Origin of the sequence: Paraburkholderia sp. EG286B (assembly GCF_040965655.1) — a bacterium.
Classification (GTDB): Bacteria; Pseudomonadota; Gammaproteobacteria; order Burkholderiales; family Burkholderiaceae; genus Paraburkholderia.
Window position 1 is genome coordinate 19,692 of the sequence record NZ_JBFRCF010000015.1, and the last position, 24,433, is coordinate 44,124.

General features: G+C 65.2%; 18 protein-coding genes. 10 read left to right on the top strand and 8 right to left on the bottom strand.

What is annotated here, in order from left to right; translation table 11 throughout:
* Nucleotides 1-25: 25 nt before the first annotated feature.
* Nucleotides 26-1,441: an FAD-binding oxidoreductase gene (locus AB4Y42_RS28690; protein ID WP_368690218.1), complete on the bottom strand. Its 1,416-nt coding sequence runs from the start codon at nt 1,439-1,441 to the stop codon at nt 26-28.
* 194 nt (nt 1,442-1,635) lie between these two features.
* Between AB4Y42_RS28690 and AB4Y42_RS28695 the strand changes: the two genes are divergently transcribed.
* Nucleotides 1,636-2,217, top strand: coding sequence for a cob(I)yrinic acid a,c-diamide adenosyltransferase (locus tag AB4Y42_RS28695; RefSeq protein ID WP_368696012.1), 582 nt, complete (start codon nt 1,636-1,638; stop codon nt 2,215-2,217).
* 265 nt (nt 2,218-2,482) lie between these two features.
* Entirely contained in the window at nt 2,483-3,685 is a 1,203-nt protein-coding gene (gene hmpA / locus AB4Y42_RS28700) for an NO-inducible flavohemoprotein (RefSeq protein ID WP_368696013.1), read from the top strand.
* Between the two features lie 120 nt (nt 3,686-3,805).
* Here the strand turns inward: hmpA and AB4Y42_RS28705 are convergent, their stop codons facing one another.
* The 3 genes from AB4Y42_RS28705 to AB4Y42_RS28715 form a co-directional block, all read right to left on the bottom strand.
* The gene (locus AB4Y42_RS28705) at nt 3,806-4,810 is read right to left on the bottom strand and encodes a helix-turn-helix domain-containing protein (RefSeq protein ID WP_342919324.1); all 1,005 of its coding nucleotides are present in this window, start codon (nt 4,808-4,810) and stop codon (nt 3,806-3,808) included.
* Nucleotides 4,811-5,142: 332 nt separating this feature from the next.
* A complete protein-coding gene (locus AB4Y42_RS28710; RefSeq protein WP_368696014.1) occupies nt 5,143-5,595 on the bottom strand; it encodes a GDP-mannose mannosyl hydrolase in 453 nt (150 codons plus the stop codon).
* A gap of 190 nt (nt 5,596-5,785) precedes the next feature.
* Nucleotides 5,786-7,618, bottom strand: a complete 1,833-nt coding sequence (locus AB4Y42_RS28715; RefSeq protein WP_368696121.1) for a hypothetical protein — start codon at nt 7,616-7,618, stop codon at nt 5,786-5,788.
* Nucleotides 7,619-8,372: 754 nt separating this feature from the next.
* Between AB4Y42_RS28715 and AB4Y42_RS28720 the strand changes: the two genes are divergently transcribed.
* The 7 genes from AB4Y42_RS28720 to AB4Y42_RS28750 all read left to right on the top strand — a co-directional run bounded on the left by AB4Y42_RS28720 (nt 8,373) and on the right by AB4Y42_RS28750 (nt 18,498).
* Entirely contained in the window at nt 8,373-9,377 is a 1,005-nt protein-coding gene (locus AB4Y42_RS28720; protein ID WP_028202002.1) for a GlxA family transcriptional regulator, read from the top strand.
* 108 nt (nt 9,378-9,485) lie between these two features.
* On the top strand, nt 9,486-11,003 hold the full coding sequence (locus AB4Y42_RS28725) for a mannose-1-phosphate guanylyltransferase/mannose-6-phosphate isomerase (protein ID WP_368696122.1): 1,518 nt from the start codon (nt 9,486-9,488) through the stop codon (nt 11,001-11,003).
* 42 nt (nt 11,004-11,045) lie between these two features.
* On the top strand, nt 11,046-12,437 hold the full coding sequence (locus tag AB4Y42_RS28730; RefSeq protein WP_368696015.1) for an undecaprenyl-phosphate glucose phosphotransferase: 1,392 nt from the start codon (nt 11,046-11,048) through the stop codon (nt 12,435-12,437).
* A 74-nt stretch (nt 12,438-12,511) separates the two neighbouring features.
* Nucleotides 12,512-14,743 (top strand): polysaccharide biosynthesis tyrosine autokinase, encoded by a 2,232-nt coding sequence (locus AB4Y42_RS28735; RefSeq protein ID WP_368696016.1) that lies wholly within the window; start codon nt 12,512-12,514, stop codon nt 14,741-14,743.
* A 98-nt stretch (nt 14,744-14,841) separates the two neighbouring features.
* Nucleotides 14,842-15,960 carry a GDP-mannose 4,6-dehydratase gene (gene gmd / locus AB4Y42_RS28740; RefSeq protein WP_368696123.1) on the top strand — a complete coding sequence of 373 codons (1,119 nt, stop codon included), beginning with the start codon at nt 14,842-14,844 and terminating at the stop codon, nt 15,958-15,960.
* Nucleotides 15,961-15,964: 4 nt separating this feature from the next.
* The gene (locus tag AB4Y42_RS28745; RefSeq protein WP_368696017.1) at nt 15,965-16,924 is read left to right on the top strand and encodes a GDP-L-fucose synthase family protein; all 960 of its coding nucleotides are present in this window, start codon (nt 15,965-15,967) and stop codon (nt 16,922-16,924) included.
* Between the two features lie 179 nt (nt 16,925-17,103).
* The gene (locus tag AB4Y42_RS28750) at nt 17,104-18,498 is read left to right on the top strand and encodes a glycosyltransferase WbuB (protein WP_368696018.1); all 1,395 of its coding nucleotides are present in this window, start codon (nt 17,104-17,106) and stop codon (nt 18,496-18,498) included.
* Between the two features lie 58 nt (nt 18,499-18,556).
* Here AB4Y42_RS28750 and AB4Y42_RS28755 read toward each other — a convergent pair whose 3' ends face one another.
* The gene (locus AB4Y42_RS28755) at nt 18,557-19,225 is read right to left on the bottom strand and encodes a hypothetical protein (protein ID WP_368690225.1); all 669 of its coding nucleotides are present in this window, start codon (nt 19,223-19,225) and stop codon (nt 18,557-18,559) included.
* Nucleotides 19,226-19,451: 226 nt separating this feature from the next.
* Here AB4Y42_RS28755 and AB4Y42_RS28760 point away from each other — a divergent pair, with 226 nt between their 5' ends.
* On the top strand, nt 19,452-20,162 hold the full coding sequence (locus tag AB4Y42_RS28760; RefSeq protein ID WP_368690226.1) for a putative colanic acid biosynthesis acetyltransferase: 711 nt from the start codon (nt 19,452-19,454) through the stop codon (nt 20,160-20,162).
* Nucleotides 20,163-20,252: 90 nt separating this feature from the next.
* Here AB4Y42_RS28760 and AB4Y42_RS28765 read toward each other — a convergent pair whose 3' ends face one another.
* The 3 genes from AB4Y42_RS28765 to AB4Y42_RS28775 all read right to left on the bottom strand — a co-directional run bounded on the left by AB4Y42_RS28765 (nt 20,253) and on the right by AB4Y42_RS28775 (nt 24,301).
* Complete coding sequence (locus tag AB4Y42_RS28765) at nt 20,253-21,392, bottom strand: polysaccharide biosynthesis/export family protein (protein ID WP_368696124.1); 1,140 nt, start codon at nt 21,390-21,392, stop codon at nt 20,253-20,255.
* 285 nt (nt 21,393-21,677) lie between these two features.
* Nucleotides 21,678-22,907 (bottom strand): glycosyltransferase, encoded by a 1,230-nt coding sequence (locus AB4Y42_RS28770; RefSeq protein ID WP_368696019.1) that lies wholly within the window; start codon nt 22,905-22,907, stop codon nt 21,678-21,680.
* The gene (locus AB4Y42_RS28775; protein WP_368690229.1) at nt 22,904-24,301 is read right to left on the bottom strand and encodes a hypothetical protein; all 1,398 of its coding nucleotides are present in this window, start codon (nt 24,299-24,301) and stop codon (nt 22,904-22,906) included. The genes AB4Y42_RS28770 and AB4Y42_RS28775 overlap by 4 nt, the downstream gene beginning before the upstream one ends.
* Nucleotides 24,302-24,433 lie beyond the last annotated feature (132 nt).

Sequence of the window (24,433 nt, forward strand, 5' to 3'; positions counted from 1 at the left end):
GAGTGCGCTTCTCAGCGCTTGTCGGTTACACCGCCCAGCTGAAGATCTTGCCCGGATTCATCAGGTTGTGCGGATCGAGTGCGTGTTTGATCGCGCGCATCGTGTCGATGGTGTCCGCGCCGTGCTCTTCGACGAGGAAATCCATCTTGTGCAAGCCCACACCGTGTTCGCCCGTGCAGGTGCCGTCCATCGCGATCGCACGCTGCACGATGCGGTGATTCAGGCGCTCCGCCTCGTCGATTTCCTCGGGCTTGTCCGGGTCGATCAGGATCGCCACGTGGAAGTTGCCGTCGCCCACGTGGCCGACGATCGGGCAGGGCAGTGGCGAGGCCTTGAGATCGGTTTCCGTCTCGATCACGCATTCGGCGAGGCGCGAGATCGGCACGCACACGTCGGTCGTCACGGCGCGGCAGCCGGGCTTGAGCTGCAGCATCGCGAAGTAGGCGTTGTGGCGCGCGTTCCACAGGCGGCTGCGGTCCTCGGGGCGCGTGGCCCACTCGAAGCCTTCGCCGCCATGCTGCGCGGCAAGCTCCTGCACGAGCTGCGCCTGTTCCGCGACGCCCGCCTCGGTGCCGTGAAACTCGAAGAAGAGCGTGTGCTTTTCGCGCAGCGAGAGGTTCGAATGCTTGTTGATCGCGCGCACCGCGAGCGAGTCGATGAATTCCACGCGCGCGATCGGCACACCGATCTGGATCGTCTCGATCACCGTGCGCACGGCCTCCGCCATCGAAGGGAACGCGCACACCGCCGCCGAGACGGCCTCGGGCTGCGGATAGAGCCGCACCGTGATTTCGGTGATCACGCCGAGCGTGCCCTCCGAGCCGACGAACAGGCGCGTGAGGTCGTAGCCCGCCGACGACTTGCGTGCGCGCGTGCCGGTCTTGACTACGCGGCCGTCGGCGAGCACGGCGGTCAGGCCGAGCACGTTCTCGCGCATCGTGCCGTAGCGCACGGCGTTGGTGCCCGAGGCGCGCGTGGCCGCCATGCCGCCGATGCTCGCATCGGCGCCCGGGTCGATCGGGAAGAACAGGCCCGTGTCGCGCAGCGCTTCATTGAGCTGCTTGCGCGAGATGCCGGGCTCGACGGTCACGGTGAGATCTTCGGCATTGATCGAGAGCACGCGGTTCATCTGCGAGAGGTCGATCGACACGCCGCCCTGCACGGCCAGCAAGTGACCTTCGAGCGACGAGCCGTTGCCGTAGGGAATGATCGGCACGCCATGACGGGCGCACAGCTTGACGATGGTCTGGATATCCTCCGTGCTCTGCGCGAACACCACGGCGTCGGGCAGTTGCGGATCGAAGGGCGATTCGTCGCGGCCGTGATGGGCGCGTACGGCTTCGGAGGTGGAGACGCGTTCGCCGAACGCGCCGCGCAGTTGATCGAGGAGTTCGGTGGGGAACGGGCGGCGTGCGAGTGCCGGCGGCGCGGGGTGATTCACGCGGGTGTCTCCTTCGTATGGGAATGACTTCTGGCTCGGACCATTTTACGCTGAACGTCCGTGCCGCAAAGTCGCGCTCCTTATGCTGCGGTGCACGAAACCTATAATGGGGCCGGCAGGCATGGGCGCCGGACACGGCGCCGGGCGCGGGTGATGCGCGACCTGCGCGAATTTACAGCTTCGGAGAGCACGACATGGGCAATCGCCTGAGCAAGATTGCAACGCGCACCGGCGACGACGGCTCGACCGGACTCGGCGACGGCAGCCGCGTGCGCAAGGACGACGCGCGCATCGCCGCGATCGGCGACGTCGACGAACTGAATTCGCAGATCGGCGTGTTGCTGTGCGAATCGCTCCCCGACGACGTGCGCGAGGCGCTCGTCGCAATCCAGCACGACCTGTTCGATCTCGGCGGCGAGCTGTGCATGCCGGGCCACACGCTCGTGACCGACGCACATCTCGCGCGGCTCGATGGCTGGCTCGAGCACTACAACGCCACGCTGCCGCCGCTCAAGGAATTCATCCTCCCGGGCGGCTCGCGAGCGGCAGCGCTCGCGCACGTGTGCCGCACCGTGTGTCGGCGCGCCGAGCGCGCGGTCGTCGCACTGGGCGCCTCGGCGAACGCGGGCCCGCCGCTCGCCGATACGCCGCGCCGCTACGTGAACCGGCTCTCCGACCTGCTGTTCGTGCTCGCGCGCGTGCTCAACCGGGCGGCGGGCGGTAGCGACGTGCTCTGGCGGCACGATCGGGGCGCGGGCAAGGGCGAGGGCGCGTAAGGCATAAAAAGGCGCGAGCGCGTGTCGCCCCGTCCGGCCGATGTGCGGTCCAAGGTGGGTGTCTGGCGTCCAACCGCACCGTCATCGTCCGAAAGAGACTGTTTCCCGCACCGCAAAAGCCCCGCCGAAGCGCGCTCCAAGGGCATCCGCCGCGCGTTCACGGCCGGCGCAATCGGGAAATTGCTGGGGTGCGACAAAATGCCTGGGTCGGGCTGTCGCATTAAAGATGTATCTTGTGTGCATCTTTACCACGGAGAAGCCGTAAATGACTGCGCTCACTGCCGACCAGATGGCCCGCGTGAAGGCCACTGCGCCCGTTTTCGCCGAGCACGGCGCCACGATCACCAAGCATTTCTACAAGCGGATGTTCGCCGCGCACCCCGAGCTCAAGAACATCTTCAACCAGACGCATCAGCAAAGCGGCAGCCAGCCCGAAACGCTCGCCCGCGCGGTGTACGCCTACGCGGCGAACATCGACAATCTGGGCGCGCTCGGCGGCGCGGTCACGCACATCGCGCACAAGCACGCGAGCCTGAACATCCGTCCGGAGCACTATCCGATCGTCGGCCGCCACCTGCTCGGCGCGGTCGTCGACGTGCTCGGCGACGCCGTGGACCAGCCCACGCTCGACGCCTGGGCCGTGGCTTACGAGCAGCTCGCGAACATCATGATCGGCACCGAGGCGAAGCTGTACGAAAGCGCTTCGTGGAGCGGCTTCCGTCCGTTCAAGGTCATGCGCAAGCAAGTCGAAAGCGATGAGATCACCTCGTTCTATCTCGCGCCGGCCGACGGTGCGTCCGTGGGCGGCTTCGAGCCGGGCCAGTACGTGAGCGTGACGCGCTTCGTCGACAAGCTCGGCGTGGACCAGCCGCGTCAGTACAGCCTCTCGGACGCGCCCCACGGCAAGTGGCTGCGCATTTCGGTGAAGCGCGAGGCTGGCCGCGGCGAAGCGCAGCCGGGCCACGTGTCGAACATCATGCATGACGGGGTGGAAGAAGGCGCGGTGGTGCACGTGAGCGCGCCGATGGGCGAGTTCACGCTCGATCGCAAGAAGACCTCGCCGGTCGTGCTGATGAGCGGCGGCGTGGGCATCACGCCGATGAAGTCGATGCTCTCCACGCTGATTGCCGAGCGCAGCGAGCGCAAGGTGACTTTCGTGCACGCATGCCGTAACGCGAAGGTGCACGCATTCCGCGACTTTCTGCGTCACGCGGTGTCCGAGTACCCGAACGTCAAGCGTGCGGTGTTCTACGAAGAAGTCGGTACAAACGACCGCCAGGGCGTGGACTACGACTTCGAAGGACGCATCGATATCGGCCGCATCGAAGCGGATGTGCTGCTGCCCGACGCCGACTACTACCTGTGCGGCCCCGTGGCGTTCATGCGCGAACAGCGCGAGGCGCTGATTGCCCGCGGCGTCGATGCTTCGCGCATCCACACGGAGATCTTCGGCTCCGGCATGCTGTAACCGTTGCATACCCGGCACGCTGAAATTACACGCTGAGTACGCCGAATGAAAAAAACGCCGCGCGAAAGCGCGGCGTTTTGCGTATGCAACGGTAAAACATGTATCGAATTGCGACCGGCATTACTCGCCCGAAGCCCGCCGGTTCACGGCGCGATACCCCGATGGCGAAATCGAGAGCCTGCGCCGGAAGATCCGCGCGAGACGCTCGCCGCGTGGCACGCCGCAGCGCTGCGCGATCTCGTCGATGGGAAGATTCGTTTGCGCGAGCAGAAGGCAACTGGCATCGAGCCGGGTGCGCAGCAGATATTCGGAAGGCGTGAGGCCCGTTTGCGTCTTGAAGTGGCGCAGGAAGTTTCGCATGCTCATCTGCGCGACGCGCGCAGCGTCGGCAACCGAGATCGGCTGATGGTAGTTCTCGCGCAGCCAGTGAGCGGCCGAGCTGATCTTGCCGTTCGCGCTGTCCGACTCGCCATCGTCGAGCATGGGGCCGAGCCGCTCCCACGAGCCCGGCATCGAGTCCTCGGATACGCGCTGCGCCAAGGCCACGCCGTGATTGCGCTTGACCACCTTGAGCGCGGCGACGAGCGCCTCGGAAGGCGTCACGACCGAAGCGCCGGCGTTGCGCGCTTCCAGCGCCCGGCGTAGCCGCTGCGCCGAGTTTGCCGTATTGCCGCCCGTGCGCAGGAAGGGCACATCGGCGGCGGCGAGTACGGCGCGTCCCTCGCCGAGTGCGCGAATGATGCGCACTTTCGGTGCGAGCATCTGCAGCCGCGTGATGAGCCGCGCGTTGTCGCGCGCCTCCATCGCACCGGGGCCGCCGGCGATGAATAGTGTGTCGAAGCCGCTGCGCAGCGGGCCATGCAGGCTCTCGGACCATATCCGCAGGCCGCAGCCGCTGGCCACGTTGCCGCCAGGCTCGGAAAGCATGACGATGGAATAGGCAGGAAGCGTGTCGGCGCAGGCATCGTTCGCGAGACGGAACACATCGGCGAGCAAGGTCACATCCCCGAGCGGGAAGCCCTCGAAAACCAGGATGCCTATGCGTTTGGCCACGTGTCCGAACTTCAAATGAGCGCCGCGCGGCTGGAAAGCGGCTTGCCGGCAGACCACCCTATCGATGTACATGGCCGGTTCCTCGCGCAGAAAGGATTCGCAGGAGTACGTTGCGTTTTTGCGCCGCGTGCCCTGATCCGGCTGTGTGGGGCTGTTACATGCGGTCACATCACGCTCTCGGGATTCATGATAGGCCGGTGGGGTGCTGGCGCACGCCGCAGTCTGAAAATGGCGAGAAGTTGGCAGAATGGCTCGGTATGCTGGGCAAGGCGGCTCGGCGTTGATCGGGCGTTGATCCCGGGTGCGGCGGGACGCCTGGGCGCGTGTGGCGTGAGCTTAATGAAAGCCATACGGACAATGCATGAGGCGCGCGAGACGCGCGTTTGCCTGTTAGTCGGGCGTCTTCAGCAGAAATATTGTTTCGTATTGTTGTGCACGTCGTCACGCGTGAGTAGCTCTTCGGGCCAGAGCCACGCGTACTGGCTATGCTGGTCGAAGCGCCCGACGGGCACCGTGCTGTCCAGCATGAACGCATAGGCAAGCACCACATAGTGCGTGCCGATGCCGTTCTCCGCCGCGAAGTTGTCGGGATAGTGATGTTCGTACACGCCGACGAAGCGCGCCGCAGAGCGCTGCATGCTCGCAATGCCGAGTTCTGTTTCGACGATGCGGGTGAACGCAGCGTCTAGCCGTTCGTCCTTGCGAATGCGTCCACCCGGAACGAACCAGGTGCCGCGTGCAGGGCGGTTGCGCCGCTGACCCACAAGCACGCGGCCGTCGGCGTCGGCGACGATCAGGTCCATCGCGACGAGCGGTGCGAGCCGCACCACCTCCAGGAATTCTGTAGGTGACAGCATGGACGAGCATATCCGCGGGGTGACGGTCGTTTCGATTATGTGGTCCGAAGCGCAGTCGCTGCGCACACGGCGCGTGCGAGGCACGCGGCACGTTCATCAGCAGTCTAGGCGGCTCAAAATCGCGTTGCACTGTCCAGAGCCGCCTAAGTCTCGCTATCGTGGGCCAAGATGCGAGCCCAGGCGCTTGCGCTCAAGGCTTCGGCGCGACGTAGCCCGCGGGGGTGACAGCATTCGATCTGGCGACCTCGGCGTTGTCCGACACGACATACACGGGTGATTCGGTCAGACGCAGCGGGAGGATGCCATCGTTGTAAGTCATGGTGGTCGGGTTGCCCATCATGTCGAACACGCTCACCTTCCCCGCGCGCCCGCGCGCGTCCACCTGAAGCGTGTAGTTCGTCGCGCGCGTCGCGTCGAACCCGGTCTTCGCGCTCCAGCGCGCGTTGTCATGGCTCCACAACGCCGTGATCACCTTGCCGCCGCCCGGACGCGCGAACGCGTAAGCGTAGACGCCCGCGGGCGTGCCGCGCAGCGGCCCGAGTGAATACGTACCGTCGATCAGCCGCGTCATGGTCGCGACCGCGAGCGCGGCCGGCTTCGGGCTGATGTTCGACGCGCCGTACATGCCCTTCGGATGCTCGAGTTCGAAGAACACGCCGTAGCCCGGCGTCGTCTCCGGCATGTCCGCGCCATAGAAGACGAACGTGGTGTCCGCGCCTTCGCCGAGCAGGATCAGATGTGCGCGCGCGACGACCGCGCCCTGCGCGTAGAGCGTTTGTGCGTCGGGATAGTTGGCTGCGTAATTCGTACCGATGTCGTAACTAATACCTGTTTCGGTCACGAAGAGCGGGGCGCCCGGTTTGAGCACGTCGCGCATCGTCGTGCGCAGCTCGCGCATGGCTTCGGGCAGCGAAAGCGTGCCTTTTTCGGGTGCGCCGTACAGACGCTCCGGCGGATGCGAAGGGCTGGTACCGAAATCGTAGTAGCCGTGGATCGTCACGCCATCGAGATACTTAGCAATGCCAAGCGGTGCGAACTTCTTGAGCCACTCCGTGTTGCCCTGCACGCCTGCATAGGTCGGACCCATCACGATCGCCGACGGGTCGGTGGCATGGATGCCCTCGTAGACGGTCTTGTAGAGATCGACGAAATGCGCGTCGGTGTCTTTCCACGGCAGCCCGCCGTCCTTGTCTGGCTCCCACGTGACCTGATAGTAGTTGTGCGCCTGGTGCGGGAACACGCGCGCACGGATGCGTGCGGACTCCGCGCCTACACGCGACATGTATTCGCGCAACTGGCCCAATGACGAAGGCACGTAGCTGTGGGTCTCCTCGCCGTTCGCACTCGCCCACCCGGGAAAGCCGTCGAGCGTGATCAAGCGCATGATGTCGCCGGGCTTGAACTGGAGCTCGAGCTGGGAGGCGGCAGCGTCGAACGTATTCGGACCTTTGGGCTCCATGACGTACCAGCCCCGCTTGTCGTTGGCCCACACCAGACCGAGGTCGGTGTAAAGCGGACGCAGGCCGTCGCCGCCGCAGCAGTGCTGCCCGGGCGCGATATATGCTGAGCCTTGTCCACCGAAGCGGTGCAGGTCCTGGCGCGCGAAGGTGGGTGCGGGAAGTGCTGTACCCATATCGGGCAGCACGCCGAACGTGGTGATGCCGGCCGGCCGGGTGCCGCGCTGGGGCAAACCCGTAGACGGCTGCGAAGCCAGCGACGCCGAAAACGCGAAGTAGCCCGCCTGCGGCAGCGTGCAGGTGAGCGACGTGACGCGCGGGCCGGCTGCCACCGTGAAGTTGCCGCTTGCCTGCGGACGGCTCCAGGTATCCGTGATCTGCCATTGCACCTTGTCGTCGCGCGTCGCGCGCGTGGTCACGTCGATCCGCACGCTCTTGCCGCGGGGAAACAGGCGTGTCCCGTCGCTGCCGGGCGTATCGGCGGAGATGGCGTCGTCGCCTGCGTCTGTCGCCGCGCGCCCGGCGGCGCTCCTGCAAACGGGCGCGTCGGCGGCGCGGCAACTCATCACCGGGAGCAACACGCCGAGGACGCCCAGCGCGAGCGTTGCGGCCGGCACCCATGAAAAAGCGCGTGAGCCGCGCGCGGGAGGAGGGTTTACAAGTACAGATGCAAGGGCTGGGCGCAATGTCATTGGCAGGTTCCTCACAGCATGAAAGGGTAAGCCTAGTTGTTCGAGCCAGTCATTTGACGCCAGCCTCCAGGCTTTTCGCGCAATTTCTCCTGGAAGCGCCGCGCGCGAGTTGTGCAGTGCTCGCGGAGCCCGATCATATAAAGCGGCTTTTTGTGAATTTTTTTATTGTGCGGCGCAAACAGGATTTAACGGGTTTAAAATGCCCCTCGCATGCTCGAAATCGGAGCGCAAAGCTTCTTAAACATCATTTAATCAGACGAATCGACTTGCCGTTTTTAATTAGCCGTTTCGCTTCCATCCCATGCGCACGCATCGATCGGAAGGCGTCAAACGATTTGGTAGTAACAAAGGCGAATATACCTGTCTGTAACGGTTATCCGGCACTTTTGCCGATTCGATGTAATCGAACCAATTGCCTTTCACGCGGTTTGCTTTTTTGTCATTTAGCTTGGCGCCATACCTTCTAATCGGTCCTCGACCGGACTAAATGCGCCAATGTCTCGCCAGTTTCGGTCAGTCGTCGTTGGCGGAATTTTTCTCTGCCTATGATGCACTGCACATGGAATGCTATCGAAATGCTATTACCGGGACTTTTCGCTTGATACGGGGGATTGTTTAGGGGAAAAGCATGGCGTACGCAAGTCTGGATTTGCCGTCGTTCAGCCGCCCGCATCTAGTGACCGCGGGCATCAGTCGAGAGGTGCGTCATATCGCAATTCTGCTGTTCGATGGTTGTTCGCTCCTCGGCGCCGGTATTGTGGCTGAAGTGTTTCATGTAGCGAACGAACTCTCGACGGACACCGCTCGCAGTTCACCTTACGATGTAAGCATCCTTTCGGCCGATGGCGGCAACGTGACGTGCTCCTCGTCGGTACGGGTCTGGACAGATGGACTCGATGCGCGCCACTACGTCGGTTTCGACGCGCTGTTCGTGGCGGGTGGAAAGGGCGCCTTCGCGGCCGCCAACGACGAGCGTCTCGTCGCGTGGCTGCGCCGCGTGCACGCGAATACCGGCACCATTCGTCCGATTGGTGAAGGCCGTTCACTGCTCGAAGCAGCGAGTCTGTGCGGCCAGCGCACGCAGCACGAGTTCGGCTCGTATGCGATGCAAACGGGACGCGAGGAAGCGGGCGGCGACGCCGGCGACCGGCTCGAGTCGATGAAGAGCGCGCTCACGCTCGTCAAGCGGGACCTGGGCGTGGATGTTGCGCGCGCTGTGACCGAGCGGCTCATGCCCGATTCGGGCGGCAACCTGCTGCCGTTCCTCGGCGATGCGCTTGGCAGTGCGCCGGCTGACAAAGTGCGTGCAGCGGCGCGCTGGCTGCAGGAAAACTGTCAGCGGGCCATTTCGATAGCGGACGCAGCACAGGTCGCCGCGATGAGCGAGCGTAACTTTCTGCGCCGCTTCAAGCTGGAGATGGGTATCACGCCATCTGATTACTTACTGCATGCGCGGCTCGCGATTACCTGCAGCCTGCTCACCGATTCGGAATTGCCGGTCGACAAGATCGCGCGCCGCACCGGCATGGGCAATGGCGATCGCCTCGCCAAGATCTTTCGCAAGCGCATGATGATTTCGCCCACCGAATACCGCGAGCAAAGCCGCCGCGAGGCCGGCGTAGCTGTCTCGTAACGCCGCGGTAACAACGGTCGCACTTCGTTACAAACGGGGGTCGCTATTGGCGAGCCGAGGTGATCCTGCCCGATATGAAGGAGTCCGAAGATGAATGAAAGGTCATCGATTCATGAAGGACAAAGTCAGCCCCGTGCGGAAAGCGAGCCAGGTACAGCGCCCGAAGGCGCTACGCCTTGCACGCGCATCGTGCCTGTGGTGCTGGCTGGCGGTTCCGGTACGCGTTTGTGGCCGATGTCGCGCGAACAATTCCCTAAGCAGCTAATTGGTGTGGTGGGCAGCGATACGCTGCTGCAGGCCACCGTGCACCGCCTCGACGGCTTTTCGTCAGAGTGGGAGGTCGCGAGTTCGCCAATCGTCGTATGTGGTGAAGAACACCGCTTCGTGATCGTCGATCAGTTGCGTGCGTGCGGCATGGACGCGCGGCTCGTGGTCGAGCCGGCGCGGCGCGACACGGCGCCGGCGCTCACACTCGGCGCGGCGCTTGCGTGCGCGAACGGCGACGACGCGATTCTCATCGTGATGCCGTCGGACCATGCGATCACCGACCTGGACGCCCTGCAACGCGCGCTCGAATGCGCAGCGCGCCATGCGCAGCGCGGCGCGATCGTCACGCTGGGCGTGCCGCCGCGTTCGCCTGAAACGGGGTTTGGTTACATCCGCGTTGGCGAAGCGATTGCCGACGGCGCGCACCGCATCGACGGCTTCGTCGAAAAGCCCGCGCCCGAACTCGCGACGCAGTACGTCACGCAGGGCGGCTACTGGTGGAACAGCGGCATCTTCGTGATGCGTGCGAGCGTCTGGCTCGATTCGCTGCGCGCATTGCAGCCCGACATGCATGCAGCGTGCCTTGCCGCGTTCGTCGATGGCCAGCAAGACGGCCCCGTGTTCCGGCCGGCGGCGGACGCCTTCAAGCGCGCCCCGTCCGACTCGATCGATTACGCGGTCATGGAGCGGCTATCGGGCAGCAACGGCTGGACGCCCGAGGGCGTGGTGGTCGCGCTCGACGCGGGCTGGTCCGACCTCGGCTCGTGGGACGCCGTGTGGGCCGCGATGGAAAAGGACGAAGACGGCAACGTCGGACGCGGGCGTGTGGTGTTCGAAGGCGCGGTGGCGACCTACGCGCATTCCGATGGCAGGCTCGTGGCTTGCGTGGGTACATCGAACCTCGTGGTGGTCGAAACCGCCGATGCGGTGCTCGTCGCCGACCGCTCGAAAGTGCAGGACGTGAAGGGGCTCGTTGCGCGCATCAAGGCGGAACGCGCACCCGAGGCGGCTTCGCATCGCAAGGTGCAACGTCCGTGGGGCTTTTACGATTCGATCGATTCGGGCGAGCGCTTTCAGGTCAAGCGCATTGTCGTCACGCCGGGCGCACGGCTCTCGTTACAACTGCATCACCATCGCGCCGAGCACTGGACGGTTGTGCGCGGCACTGCACTCGTCACTCGTGGTGAGGAATCCTTTCTTATGACGGAAAACGAGTCCACTTACATTCCGCTCGGTGTGCGTCACCGGCTGGAAAATCCGGGCAAGGTGCCGCTCGAAATCATCGAGGTGCAGTCGGGAGCGTATCTGGGAGAGGACGACATCGTTCGTCTCGACGATACGTACGGCCGCTGCGGTTGAGGGCAGCGGCACGGCCTGCAGGGAGAAAAAAAGGGAGAAAGCATGCGCGAGCTACAAAATCTGATGGCGAGAGTGCTCGACGTATCTGCCGTAATGATCGGCGCCAGCGTGGCTTCGGAGATCCGCTTCGAAGATATCGTGCCGCGCGGCGTGAACGAAGCCTTCGTGCTGCTTTCAGCGGCCTTCGCGCTCGTGATCTTTCCGGCGTTCGAGCTTTACCAGTCGTGGCGCGGCCGCTCCAAGGCGCTGCTTGCGGGCCAGGTGTCGCTCGCCTGGCTCGTGGTGCAGGGCTGCGCGCTCATCTCGATGTACTCGACGATGCACCACGTCGATGTCGTTTCGCGTCTGTGGTTCGCTTACTGGACGGCCGTTGCAGGCGGCTTGCTCATTACGTGGCGAGTTTTCGCGCACGGTGTGCTTGCGCACATGCGGCGCGCAGGCATGAACCTTCATCAGGTCGCCATTGCGGGTTCCGCTTCGCAGTGCGACGAGATTGTGCGGCGCATCGATGCGGAGCCAGGCTCTGGTTTTCGCGCGAGCGCGCTCTACAACACCATGCCGCAATCGGCACGGCCCGTGTCCGAGAAAGACGCGCCGGTGTGCGATACGATCGAGTCGTTCGCGCAGCACATCCGCGAACACGACGTGCACGAGTTGTGGCTCGCGCTTTCGCTTGCCGAGGAACGCACCGTTGTGCGGCTCGTGAGCGAGTTTCGCAACGACCTCGTGAACATCCGCTTCATTCCGGACGTGCGCTCGCTGGCGCTGTTCGACACCAGTACGGTGATCGAGCTGCTCGGCGTACCCGCGATCAACCTCGTCGCCTCGCCGCTGCCCGCGAGCGCGCAACTCAAGAAGGCGCTGTTCGACCGCGTGTTCGCAACGCTCGCGCTCGTGAGCCTCATGCCGCTGCTCATCGGCATTGCGATTGCGGTGAAGGTTTCCTCGCCGGGGCCGGTGCTGTTCAGGCAGCGCCGCAAGGGCGCAGACGGCCGCGTGTTCACGATCTACAAGTTCCGTACGATGCGCGAGCACAAGGAGGCGCCCGGCACGGTGAGCCAGGCGACGCGCCACGACCCGCGCGTGACGCGTCTCGGCGCGTTCCTGCGCCGCACGAGCCTCGATGAATTGCCGCAGTTCTACAACGTGCTGCGCGGCGACATGTCGGTAGTCGGACCCCGCCCGCATGCGCTCGAGCACGACGATCTTTATCAGAGCGTGGTGAAGGGCTACATCCACCGCTATCGCATCAAGCCCGGCATTACCGGGTGGGCGCAGGTCAACGGATTTCGCGGCGAGACCGATCGCCTCGAAAAGATGGAAATGCGCGTAGCGCACGATCTGTATTACCTCGGCCATTGGTCGTTCTGGCTCGACATGCGCATCATCGCGGCCACGATCATTCACGGTCTGGTTGGTCGTAACGCGTATTGAGCGCTGCGGCGCATTCGAGCGAGCATTCGAGCAAGCATCACCAGCAAGCAACACCAGGTTTCGGGAGAAGCAAGATGGCGATGAATTATGACGGCGCTTACTATGGCGCAGCAGGCGCCGACGAGCGATACCTTGGCGACTACCTGCAGACGATGGTGGCGAACTGGCGCGCCATCGCGATCGTGACGCTTGCCGTCACGCTGCTGGGCACAGCCTATGCGTTCCTCGCGACGCCGACCTATCGGGCCGACGTGCTGTTCCACCTCGTCGACAAGGGCGACGCCAGCAAGAAGGACAGCAGCCTGCCGCCGCTCACGGGCATGTTCGACGAGAAGTCGACCGCGAACGGCGTGATCGAAATGCTGAAGTCGCGCAACGTGACCGAGGAAACGGTGCGCAAGCTGCACCTCGACATTTCGGCGCGGCCGCGCGAAATGCCCGTGATCGGCGGCATGCTCTCGGGCATCCTGAGCGCGCCCTGGGCGCAGCACCTGCCCGGGTTCCTGCGGCCGTCCGGCTACGCTTGGGGCGGCGGCGACATCAAGGTGTCGCGCTTCGATACGCCCGAAGCGATGTACGAGCGCGACTTCACGATCGTCGCCGGCGACGAGCCCGGCACCTTCACGCTGCGCGACCCCGACGGCATTCCGCTCCTGCAGGGCCGCGTCGGCGAGGACGTGAGCGCCAACACGTCGGTCGGGCCGATCGCGCTGCACGTCGACAGTTTGAGCGGGCCGCCGGGAACGCCTTTCCTGCTCACGCGCGCCTCGACGCTCACCACCGTCGACCGGCTGGAGAATTCGCTGCAGATCCAGGAAGTCGGGCTGCAGTCCGGCGTGATCCGCGCGAGCCTCGAAGGCCACAACAGCAAGACGACGGCCGCGATTCTCAACAACGTGGCGCACGAGTTCATCAAGCAGGACATCGCAAGCCGTTCGGCGGAAGCGGAACACATGCTCGCGTTCCTCGACGACCAGCTGCCGCAACTGCGCTCGCAGGTCGACGCGGCCGAGCAGAAGTACAACAAGTTCCGTAACGAACACGGCACCGTCGATCTCGGCGAAGAAAGCCGGCTGCTGCTCCAGCAGGTGAGCGACAACAAGATCCGTCTCGAAGACCTGCGGCAGCAACGCGCGGAACTCGCGCAGCGTTTCACCGAGCATCACCCGGCCGTTCAGGCGCTCGACGCACAGATCGGCACGCTGCAAGCGGCGCAGTCGCAGCTCACGCGTAACGTGGCGCAACTGCCGGACACGGAGCAGTCGGCCGTGCGCCTGTTGCGTGACGTGCATGTGAGCACGGAGCTGTACACGAGCCTGCTGAACAGCGCGCAGCAACTGCGCGTGGCGCGTGCGGGCCAGGTGGGCGACGTGCGCGTGGTCGATTTCGCCGAAGCGCCGGATGATCCCGTGCGTCCGAAGAAGCTGCTCGTGATCGCGCTCGCGATCGGCGCGGGGCTCGTGCTGGGCGTGCTCGTCGCGTTCGTGCGCAAGTCGCTGTACGGCGGTGTGGAGCGTCCAGACGAGCTCGAAGCCGCGCTCGGCGTGCCGGTCTTCGCCGTGGTGCCGCGCAGCCCGCAGCAGCTGCGTCTGCAGCATCACGTGTCGTCGCGCCGGCGCGGACTGCACGTGCTCGCGCAGCAGAATCCGCAGGACGTCGCAGTGGAAGGCGTGCGCAGCCTGCGCACCTCGCTGCAGCTCACACTCAACGACGCGCGCAACAACATCGTGATGCTCACGGGCTCGCGGCCCGACATCGGCAAATCGTTCCTGTCGGTCAATCTCTCCGCGCTGGTCGCCTCGGTGAACAAGCGCGTGTTGATCGTCGACGGCGACATGCGGCGCGGCGATGTGCACTCGCACTTCGGCATCAAGCACCAGCCGGGTCTCTCCGACGTGCTGCTCGGCGCCGATCTGGACCAGGCGATCCAGCACGAGGTGCTGCCTGGACTCGACGTGCTGGCCAAGGGCTCGCTGCATTCGCATCCGTCCGAGCTGCTGATGAGCCCGCGCTTCGAGTCGCTGCTCGAAGAACTGGGGGCGCGGTACGACCTCGTGATCGTCGATACGCCGCCGGTGCTCGCGGTGACCGACTCGACCGTGATCGGACGTTACGCAGGCACGACGCTGCTCGCGATCCGCCACGGCTGCCACCCGATTTCGGAGCTCGAGGAAACGGTCAAGCGCCTGCGCATTGGCGGCGTGAATCTGCGTGGCGTGCTGCTCACCGACGTGCCGAAGACCGGCGCGTTCATCGGCGGTGGATATCGCGGCGGTTACTACGGTTACGAAAGCATTGCAGGGTAGTAGCAGGTTGGCAGCAGATCCGCGGCCGGCTTGGGGGCCGCCGCGGATAGTGGAACCACCGAATCCCATTTCGCTCACGCGAGGAGAGAACGATGGCGATGGCTCGCAAGGTTGCGTTGATCACCGGTATCACCGGTCAGGACGGTTCGTATCTGGCAGAACTGCTATTGAACAAAGGCTACGAAGTGCACGGCATCAAGCGGCGCTCGTCGCTCTTCAACACGGACCGCATCGATCACCTGTATCGCGACGTGCACGACCCGGAACCCGGCATCCAGCTGCATCACGGCGAGCTGACCGATTCCACGGCCTTGTTGCGCGTGATCCAGCGCGTTGCACCCGATGAAATCTACAACCTCGCCGCGCAAAGCCATGTGGCGGTGTCGTTCGAGGAGCCCGAGTACACCGCGAACGCGGATGGCCTCGGCACGCTGCGCATTCTGGAGGCCATCCGCATTCTCGGCCTCACGCAGAAAACGCGCTTTTATCAGGCGTCGACCTCCGAGCTCTACGGGCTCGTGCAGGAAGTGCCCCAGCGCGAAACCACGCCGTTCTATCCGCGCAGTCCCTATGCGGTGGCGAAGTTGTTTGCGTACTGGACGACGGTCAATTATCGCGAGGCGCACGGCATCTATGCGTGTAACGGCATCCTCTTCAATCACGAGTCGCCGCAGCGCGGCGAGACGTTCGTGACGCGCAAGATCACGCGCGCTATCGCACGCATCGCGGTCGGCCTGCAGAAGATGCTGTATCTCGGCAACCTCTCTGCCATGCGCGACTGGGGCCACGCGCGCGACTACGTCGACATGCAGTGGCGCATGCTCCAGCAGGAGCAGCCTGAAGACTTCGTGATCGCAACGGGTGTTCAGTACAGCGTGCGCGACTTCGTGCGTGCGGCGGCTGAGGAGCTGGGCATCACCGTGCGTTTCGAGGGCAGCGGTGTGGACGAAGTCGGCATTGTCGACCATGTGGAATCGCGCGACATGCGCCTTGAACCGGGCGACGTGATAGTGCGTGTGGATCCCCGATACTTCCGTCCGACTGAGGTCGAAACGCTGCTCGGCGACGCCTCAAAGGCCCAGGAGAAGCTGGGCTGGAAGCCGGTTACCTCGTTCCAGGCGCTAGTCAAGGAAATGGTGCGAGCCGACTATCAGGCTGCCCGGCGCGACGCGCTCGTCACGCTGGCCGGTTTCAGGGCCCTCGAACATCACGAGTGAACGCATGGACAAGAACTCCCGAATCTTCGTGGCCGGCCACCGGGGCATGGTGGGCTCGGCACTCGTGCGCGCGCTGCAGGCGAATGGCTACTGGAATCTCGTCATGCGCACACATGCCGAACTGGACCTCACCGACCAGGCCGCGGTCAACAGCTTCTTCGACGGCGAGCACATCGACGCGGTGCTGCTCGCGGCCGCGCGCGTGGGCGGCATCCTCGCGAATTCGACGCAACCCGCACAGTTCGCCTGGGACAACCTGGCGATCGAGACCAACGTGATCCGGGCCTCCTACAACGCGGGCGTGCAGCGCCTCGTGTTCTTCGGCTCGTCGTGCATTTATCCGCGTGAATGCCCGCAGCCGATCCGCGAAACCTATCTGCTCACCTCGCCGCTCGAGCCGACCAACGAGGCCTACGCGATCGCGAAGATCGCGGGCCTGAAGCTCTGCGAAGCGTACAACCGACAGTACGGCACGCATTTCGTCTCGCTCATGCCGACCAACCTGTACGGCCCCAACGACAACTACGACCTCGGCAGCAGCCATGTGCTGCCCGCGCTGATCCGCAAGGCGCACGAGGCGCGCAGCAAAGGCCAGCGCACGCTGACCGTCTGGGGTTCGGGCATGCCGCGCCGCGAGTTTCTGCACGTCGACGATCTCGCCGATGCGACGATTTTCGTGCTCGAGCACGAGACCGGCGACGGCGTGTACAACGTCGGCGTCGGCGAGGACCTGTCGATTCGCGACCTCGCGCAGCGCGTGTGCGACGTGGTGGGCTTCGAAGGCGAACTGGTATTCGATTCGACCAAGCCCGACGGCACGCCGCGCAAGCTGCTCGACGTGTCGCGCCTGGGCGATCTGGGCTGGCACGCGCACATCGGCCTCCAGGAGGGGCTCGCCCGCACCTACGACGATTTTCTGCAAACCCAGGCCGCGCCGGCGTACGAGGCGGGCATGCGGGTTTGACGTGGCCTGACGGGACCGATGGCGTTCGAAACGATCGGCTCAAAAGGACGAAAGGGAAGAGGCGTCTGGTTGGTGGTGGGCGTCGTGCGCGGACCGGATGCACGACGCCCGCTTTTTTTCGCTCGGCGCGCGAGACGATTAAAGGCGGCACACAGCAGTTCAGGGACGGAAGCGACGCAATGAGAATCCTGATTTACGGACTGAATTACGCGCCCGAAGTCACAGGCGTCGGCAAATACACAGCCGAAATGGCGGAGCTGCTCGCGGCGCACGGCCACGAGGTGCGCGTGATCTGCGCGCCGCCTTATTACCCGCAATGGCGCGTGCATGAAGGCTATCGCGCGGGGCGTTACCAACGCGAAACGTTGCGCGGCGTAGGCGTCTGGCGTGCGCCGCTGTGGGTGCCGACCCAGCAGGGCGGGCTCAAGCGCATCGTCCATCTGGCGAGCTTCGCGCTCTCGTCGCTGCCGCTTCTCGCGCGGCTCGCGGCGTGGCGGCCTGAGGCCGTCATGCAGATCGTGCCGACGCTGTTCTGCGCGCCCGGCGCGCTCCTGCTCGCGCGGGCCGTCGGCGCGCGCAGCTGGCTGCATATTCAGGACTTCGAAATCGATGCGGCATTCGACCTTGGGCTGCTGCGCGGCGGCCAGGAGTCGCGTCTCGGGCGCGCGGCCCTTGCCGGCGAACGCTGGCTGCTGCGGCGTTTCGACGTCGTCTCGTCGATTTCGGCGCGCATGGTCGAGCGCGCCATCGACAAGGGCGTCGATGCCTCCCGCGCCGTGTGCCTGCCGAACTGGGTCGACACCGAGGCAATCTTCCCGCTGCCGTATCCGAGCGCGTTCCGGCGGCGCCTGGGCATCCCGCAGGACAACACTGTCGTGCTCTACTCGGGGAACATGGGGGCGAAGCAGGGCATCGAGATTCTCGCGGATGTCGCAACGGCGCTCGCCGCGCGGCCCGATATCAGCTTCGTGTTCTGCGGTGACGGCGCGGCCAGGCGCGAGCTGATCGCGCGTTGCGAGCCGCTCTCGAACTGTCACGTGCTGCCGCTGCAGCCGTCTTCGATGCTCAACGAACTGCTGAACGTGGCCGATATCCACGTGCTGCCGCAGCGCGCCGACGCTGCCGACCTCGTGATGCCCTCTAAGCTCACCGGCATGCTCGCGAGCGGCCGTGCGGTGGTCGCCATGGCGCGGCCCGGCACGAGTCTCTTCGACGTGGTCTCGAACCACGGAATCGTGGTGCCGCCCGAGGATGACGCAGCGCTCGCTGCGGCGATCGTCGATCTGGCCGGCGACCCCGCGCGCCGCGCCGCGCTTGGCCGTGCCGCGCGGCGCTACGCGAAGCGCATGCTGTCACCGCAGGCGATCTTCGACGTGCTCGAAGCGAGGCTTGCCGGGCTAGCGGGTGAGGTTGCCGGGCCGGCGGGCCAGACGCAGGTCGAGCCGCAAACCGCGGCAGGTGGCGCTGCTTCGGCGCAGCAAGGCGTGGGTCAATCCGCGGGTCAGAATCAATCTGCGCGTCAGGCGGGTAAAGGCGGATCGACGTTGCCCGAGGTCGAGCAGTCCGATGTATGAGTGGCAGCGCCCAGGGCCGCGACGGTGGCCTTGGGCTGTCCCGGACCGCTAGCGCAGCTTACCAGGGCGACTTGTAGAGTTCGGAGTTGGACTGGTCCGGCGACCCGTACGGGCTGCCATACGGATTGCCGTAGACCTGCGCAGTTGGCGAGGTTTGGCTGGCGCCGTAATCATAGCCGGCCGTCGAGCGGCTTCCCTTCGCACCGCCGCCTCCGCCCCCGCCCCCACCGGTGCTCCTCGCCACCGCATTGCCGGCGCGCGACATGCCGTTCGCGCCGATCCTGCTGTGATTCGCGGCGCCCCTACCGCCTGCGCTCGAAGCGCTGCTTCTGTCACCCCTGCCACCGTTGGCGCTCACCGCGCTCGCGGCGTAATCCCCCGGCGTCACGACATGCATGTGCTTTTCGTTCGTGAGCGCGTCTCGCGCGTCGTCTGGCGACGCGCCGTTGCTGCTGTACGGGGTCACGCTGTACGGGTTGTCCGAGGTGCCCGGACCGCCGAGCAGACGCTGTTCATCTTGTTGCTGGCGCTGCACGGCGTTGGCGGGGGTGTCGCCCTGGCCGCTGCTTTGGCGACTCTGGTCACTCGCGGCAGCGGGGGAGCCACCGGTGGCGGCGCCGTACGTGGCGCTCTGCGCAAACACCGCGCACGGCCACGCGGCGCACGCGGCCTGCAGCGCGGCGGCGAGTACATAAGGCGCAAATCGATGATGAGAAAAACTGGACATGGCATTGATCCCGCGCGCCGCGAACGATGCGGCGTCAAGCCTTCATGTTGCCTACCGCGCGTCGCGCCGCTGCGCCAAAACCCCTGCCGTGTCGGCCACGCGTGCGAGGCGCTGCGGTGGCCGCCCGATAATGACAGCGTGGCTTGATGCGTCCCGTTATGCGGGCCGCCAGGCTTGCAACCGCAGGAAGCCAACAGGAACCGACCCGGATGGGCAAGGAGCGTTCATGACGGAAGCGGTCGAAGGTTTAGGGACCCGCAAAGGGAACGTCGGCGCGGCTGGGCGCAGGGAGGGAGCGGGCGAAGCGCCGCCCGCAGGCGTCGTGCCGCCACAAGCCGCAAACGACGCACGCGCTGCGGAAATCCGCGTGATCGATTTGAGTCGTGCTGGAAAAGGCAACTTCGTCGCGCGCCGGGGCAAGCTCGTGCAGGCCGCGTGGTATCTGGTCGAGGCCTGCGTGCTCGACAATCGTCTGCTGCCGCTCTCCGCGCTGCGCGTGGGCCTGCTGCGCCTGTTCGGCGCGAAGGTCGGGCAGGGCTGCCGCCTCGTCCATCCCATGCGCGTGAAGGCGCCGTGGAATCTGGAAATGGGCGACAACTGCTGGATCGGCGTGGACGTCTGGATCTACAACCAGGCGCCCATCCGCATCGGCTCGAACGTCTGCCTTTCGCAGGGGGCGTTTCTCAGCGCCGGCTCGCACGACATGCGCACGAACATGGACCTGCACGTCGCGCCGATCGTGATCGAGGACGGCGCGTGGGTCTCGTCCAAATGCGTGGTGCAGATGGGCGTGACGATCGGGCGCTCGGCAGTCGTCACGCCGCTCTCGGTCGTGCATCGCTCGCTGGAAGCCGGCGGCGTGTATGGCGGCAATCCGTGCCGCTTTATCCGCTGGCGTTTCGAGGAAGGCCAGCCGCCCAAGGAGCCCCAGGCATAAGGGCGGTGCGAAGCTGGCTCGTTTCAGGCAGATTCATTCAACGCATGAGCAGGCCCGCAGGCCTGCTCATACTCATACGAACCCCACCGGCTAGTACCCGCCGTAACCCACCGCCCGGCCCGCCGCGGCCGCCTGCGTACTCGGCAGGATCAGGTTGATGACGCGGCTCCACTTCACGAGCGCCGACGCATCGACGAACACGACGTCGTTCGGCTGCAACTCGAACTCGTCGGCCGTGGCCATGGCTTCCGGCGACGACGCGTCGAGGTGGAAGACCTGACGGTGTCCCTCCTTCTGCCCACGCACCACGTAGACCTGCGAGGCGTCGCCCGAACCCTGGCTGACGCCGCCTGCGTTGCCAAGCGCGTCGTTCAGCGAGAGATGGCCGTTATCGAACGGCAAGGGCCCCGGGTGTCCGACTTCGCCCAGCACGAACACGCGGCTTTCGTTCGCCGAATACACGCGCACGAGGTCGCCGTTCTGCAGCAGGATCTTGTCCGGGTTCACGCCCTTCTTGATCATGTCGGGAATGTTCACCAAGGTCGTCTTGTCGCCGCGCGTCACGCTAACCCGCGAGCGGTCGCCGTTCGCCGTGAAGCCGCCCGCGCGGTTGATCGCCTCGGGCAGCGACATCGTCATGTCGTTGAGCACCATGAGCCCGGGCGTGCGCACTTCGCCGTCCACGTACACGCGCCGGCTGCGGTACGACTCGATGCGCAGCGTGACCTGTGGTTTGTTCAGGTAGTAGGCGAGCTTCTTCGCCACCAGGTCGCGGGCTTGCATCTCGGTGAGCCCCGCCACGTGGATCGGACCCACATAGGCCACCTGGATCGCGCCGGACGAGTCGACGGTATAGCCCGACTGTACCTGGCTCGCGCTCTGGTCCTGCTGCCCGTTGCCACCGCCGCCGCCGCCGTTCGTCGGCAGGTTCATCTCGGGGTGATCCCACACGACGATGCTCAGCACGTCGCCGGGCCCGAGCGCGTACGGCTTCGGCGTACCGAACAGCGTCTCGACGTTCGCCGGAACAGTCGTCGGTTTCGACGCAGCTTCCTTCGCGACCAGCTCGTTGTTGATCTCGATGAGCGCGCCCGGTGGCGGTTGATCCCCGTTGCCCGTGCGCGCGGCGCCGGTCGCGGCCTTTGCCTGCGTGACGCTCGACGGCGCCTGCATCCCAGGCGAGAGCCCACAGCCCGCAAGCAGGGCCGCTGCCGTCACCATGGTCGCCATCGCCGCCAGGGCCGCCCGTGCGCGGCCCACCGATAATCTGCGCAAATTGCGCGCGGGCTGCGTCACAAGCTGCGTCGCGGTTGCGTCGACGGCTGCGCCGCCCGAACAATCAGGTTTGCTGTTTAACATAGTGTTGCCCCCTTACTAACAGGATTCGCACATCGCCACGAAAGTGCAACGCGGGCTCATCGTTCGACTCGTTATGACGCTTCAGCTGCGTTGCTTCGTCACCCCTGCCAATCCCTACCATTTCCGCTATCTGAATCTGCTGCCGCCTTTCTTCGCTTATTCAGCCTGCTCCGCGGGCTCGCCCTGCGCCATGGCGTTCAGCGGGCGCCCTCGGTGAAATCGCGCGCCAGCGTGCAAAGGATGTTCCTGCAACAAGCCGAGCAGCGAGCGCACCATGCCGTCCATCGCAAACCGCGCGTCGAACGTGCGCCGCGCCTGAGCACGCATCGCGTCGCGCGCGCGCTCGTCGAGTGCCCGCCATGAGGCGAAGTTGCGCTGCGTGCCGGCGACCGTGTCGGGCGCAACGAACCCCGCGCCGTCCTCGTCGATCTCGCGCCAGACGCCCACCTTGTCCGAGACCAGTGCAGGCAGCCCGCACGCCAGCGCCTCCGCCACGGAAACGCCGAAGTTCTCCTGGTGCGACGGCAGCACGAACACGTCGCTAGCAAAAAACGCGCCCCACTTCAGGTTGCCCTGCAGCATGCCCGGCCAGCTGATGCGGTGCGTAATGCCGTGCGACTGCGCGATCGCCTGCAGCGCGGGTTGCCAGTTGCCCTTGTCGGGCCCCGCAATCAGCAGATGCGCATCCGGCGTTTCGCGCGCATGGTCGGCGAACGCGTGAACCAGCACGTCGCAACCTTTTTTCGGGTGCAGACGCCCGAGAAACAGCACAATGCGCTTGTTGCGCAAATGCGGCGACTCCTGCAGGAAGGCTTCGCGCAACGTGTCCGGGTCCTCGTTGGGCGCATTGGTGCCGAACGGCACGACGCGCTCATTGGCGCGGTACAGCCAGAACGATTCGCGTGCGAGCAGGCGTTCTTCGTCGGTCGTGAAGATCACGGCGGAGGCGTCGCGCAGCACGCGGAAATCGGCCCACGGCCAGTACGCCCACTTCTTCAGATGCTTGACCGGATAGGTGGCCTTGAACCACGGATCGAGCATGCCGTGCGTGTAAACGTAATACGGCAGCTCGGCATGGCGCAGCGCGCGCCACGCGCCGAAGCCGTGGTATTGCCAGAGCCCGTGCACGATCGCCGCGTCGAAGCGCGTCGCGTTCGCGCGCAGCCACGACACGTAGCCGGGGCAGTATCCGTAGTGCCCGCGGCCTGGGCCCAGTGCGTGCAGCGGGAGCGGAAATTCGCGCACGTAAGGCGCGTCGATCGGGTCGAGCGACGCCACTTCGATCTGGTGATCGAGCGCCGTCATCGCGAGACCGCTCTGGCGAACGCCCTCAATCGGGCCGCCCGAACGGGGGTCGACCGTGGAAACGAGGTGCAGGATTTTCATCGGGGCTCCGGAGTCGCATACGTGTTGAGCGGCACCGGCGCCGCCGCGGGCGCCGTGGGTCGGAAGGCGGGCTCGCGCCCGTAGGACGGGTGCAGGCGCTGGCGCTTGCGTTGCAGGTCGATGCGGTAATGAAGCTGCGAATACAGCGCGACGATCAGCCCGAGCGCGAGGCCGTACACGAGGCCCGAGAAACGTGTGCCGAGCGGATTGCCGCCGATCGACGCGCCCGGCAGCGCGGCGAGCACGAGCAGCGCCATGCTGAGCGGCATGAGCATCGGGTGACGCGGCGCGATGCGGCGCCAGCGTCTGAATGCGCGGCCCGCGACGATGAGCGCGACGATCACCGCAACCGGCATGCAGCCTCCGAACACGATGCCTTCGGCGTAGAGCTGGTAGACCCAGAAGTTGTGGCCCGCCACCCAGTCGCTGGTGTTGAAGTAATCGTCCTTGCTGAAGGTCTGGTTTACGTACTGGAAGTAAATGGGCGAGTAGCGGTAGAGGTGGCCATAACCCTTGCCGAACAGGACCGATTCCACCGATTCGGTGACCTGGTCGTACTGGTCGCGCATCTCCGCAATACGCGTGACCGTGGTCGGATCGCGGTCTGACTCCGCATTCTGCGCGGCCGTCACGCGCTGCGTCCAGTGTTCGGTGATGGACGGGAAGAGCCACGCCGTTCCCACGCCCAGCGCGACCACGAACGAAAGCGCGATGCCCGTGCGGAAAAACGATTTGATCAGATGGCTGAGCGACGGCGAGGCGAGCCACGCCGCGAACATGGCGAGCAGAACGGTCGCAATCAGCAGGCTACGCGTGACGCTCAGCAATTCGACGACGAGCGTGGCGAGGAACACGAGTACCATCGTCATGTTGAAGCGGCGGGCGACGATGAACTGGTTCAACAGCATGGCCTGCAGCGCGAGCATGGTCGGCGAGACGATGCGAAAACGAATGTCGGCGAGCGGCCCGCCGACGGCCAGCAAGCCGAAGAAGAACGTGAACACGAGGCCCAGCACCATCGCGTAATAGAGCGCGCGCTGCATCTGCAAAACGCGAATGATGTGCCACGGGCGGCACATGGCCCAGTAGCCGAGCGCGAACAGCAGGAACGGCAGGATCACGCGCAGGTACTGGCCGACCGGGTTGTGCTGCAGCATTTGCGCAATGAGACTGCCGACGAGGCTCGCCACGATCGCGCCCGTCACGAACGAGCGCAGCCGCGTCGGCCGCGCGAAGCGCGGGCCGATCATCGCGAGAATGAGCGCGCCTGCCAGGGCCGGAATCACGGCCAGCCATTGCGCGCTGTGTCCGAACTGGGAGTCCGGTGCCTTGTAGTCGAAAGCGAGAGGCACGAGGCACACCCAGAGCCAGAGTGCAGCATGTTTGTTTCGCATCGGCGTTTCTCCCGGTGCGGTGCATAGGGTCGCATACGTTGCGCAAAATACATGCGCGCCGCACGCGTTGGCTCGACTCAATATAAAACGCCGCAAGCGGCTTGCGCATGCGCGTGGCGGGAAGCGGCAGGG

Coding starts and splice junctions, on each gene's coding strand:
- AB4Y42_RS28710 (WP_368696014.1), bottom strand. CDS start 5,595: ATGCTGTCACCTACAGAATTCCTGGAGGTGGTGCGGCTCGCACCGCTC.
- AB4Y42_RS28730 (WP_368696015.1), top strand. CDS start 11,046: ATGCGCGAGCTACAAAATCTGATGGCGAGAGTGCTCGACGTATCTGCC.
- AB4Y42_RS28735 (WP_368696016.1), top strand. CDS start 12,512: ATGGCGATGAATTATGACGGCGCTTACTATGGCGCAGCAGGCGCCGAC.
- AB4Y42_RS28695 (WP_368696012.1), top strand. CDS start 1,636: ATGGGCAATCGCCTGAGCAAGATTGCAACGCGCACCGGCGACGACGGC.
- AB4Y42_RS28775 (WP_368690229.1), bottom strand. CDS start 24,301: ATGCGAAACAAACATGCTGCACTCTGGCTCTGGGTGTGCCTCGTGCCT.
- hmpA (WP_368696013.1), top strand. CDS start 2,483: ATGACTGCGCTCACTGCCGACCAGATGGCCCGCGTGAAGGCCACTGCG.
- AB4Y42_RS28755 (WP_368690225.1), bottom strand. CDS start 19,225: ATGTCCAGTTTTTCTCATCATCGATTTGCGCCTTATGTACTCGCCGCC.
- AB4Y42_RS28750 (WP_368696018.1), top strand. CDS start 17,104: ATGAGAATCCTGATTTACGGACTGAATTACGCGCCCGAAGTCACAGGC.
- AB4Y42_RS28765 (WP_368696124.1), bottom strand. CDS start 21,392: ATGGCGACCATGGTGACGGCAGCGGCCCTGCTTGCGGGCTGTGGGCTC.
- AB4Y42_RS28745 (WP_368696017.1), top strand. CDS start 15,965: ATGGACAAGAACTCCCGAATCTTCGTGGCCGGCCACCGGGGCATGGTG.
- AB4Y42_RS28720 (WP_028202002.1), top strand. CDS start 8,373: ATGGCGTACGCAAGTCTGGATTTGCCGTCGTTCAGCCGCCCGCATCTA.
- gmd (WP_368696123.1), top strand. CDS start 14,842: ATGGCTCGCAAGGTTGCGTTGATCACCGGTATCACCGGTCAGGACGGT.
- AB4Y42_RS28760 (WP_368690226.1), top strand. CDS start 19,452: ATGACGGAAGCGGTCGAAGGTTTAGGGACCCGCAAAGGGAACGTCGGC.
- AB4Y42_RS28770 (WP_368696019.1), bottom strand. CDS start 22,907: ATGAAAATCCTGCACCTCGTTTCCACGGTCGACCCCCGTTCGGGCGGC.
- AB4Y42_RS28705 (WP_342919324.1), bottom strand. CDS start 4,810: ATGTACATCGATAGGGTGGTCTGCCGGCAAGCCGCTTTCCAGCCGCGC.
- AB4Y42_RS28715 (WP_368696121.1), bottom strand. CDS start 7,618: ATGAGTTGCCGCGCCGCCGACGCGCCCGTTTGCAGGAGCGCCGCCGGG.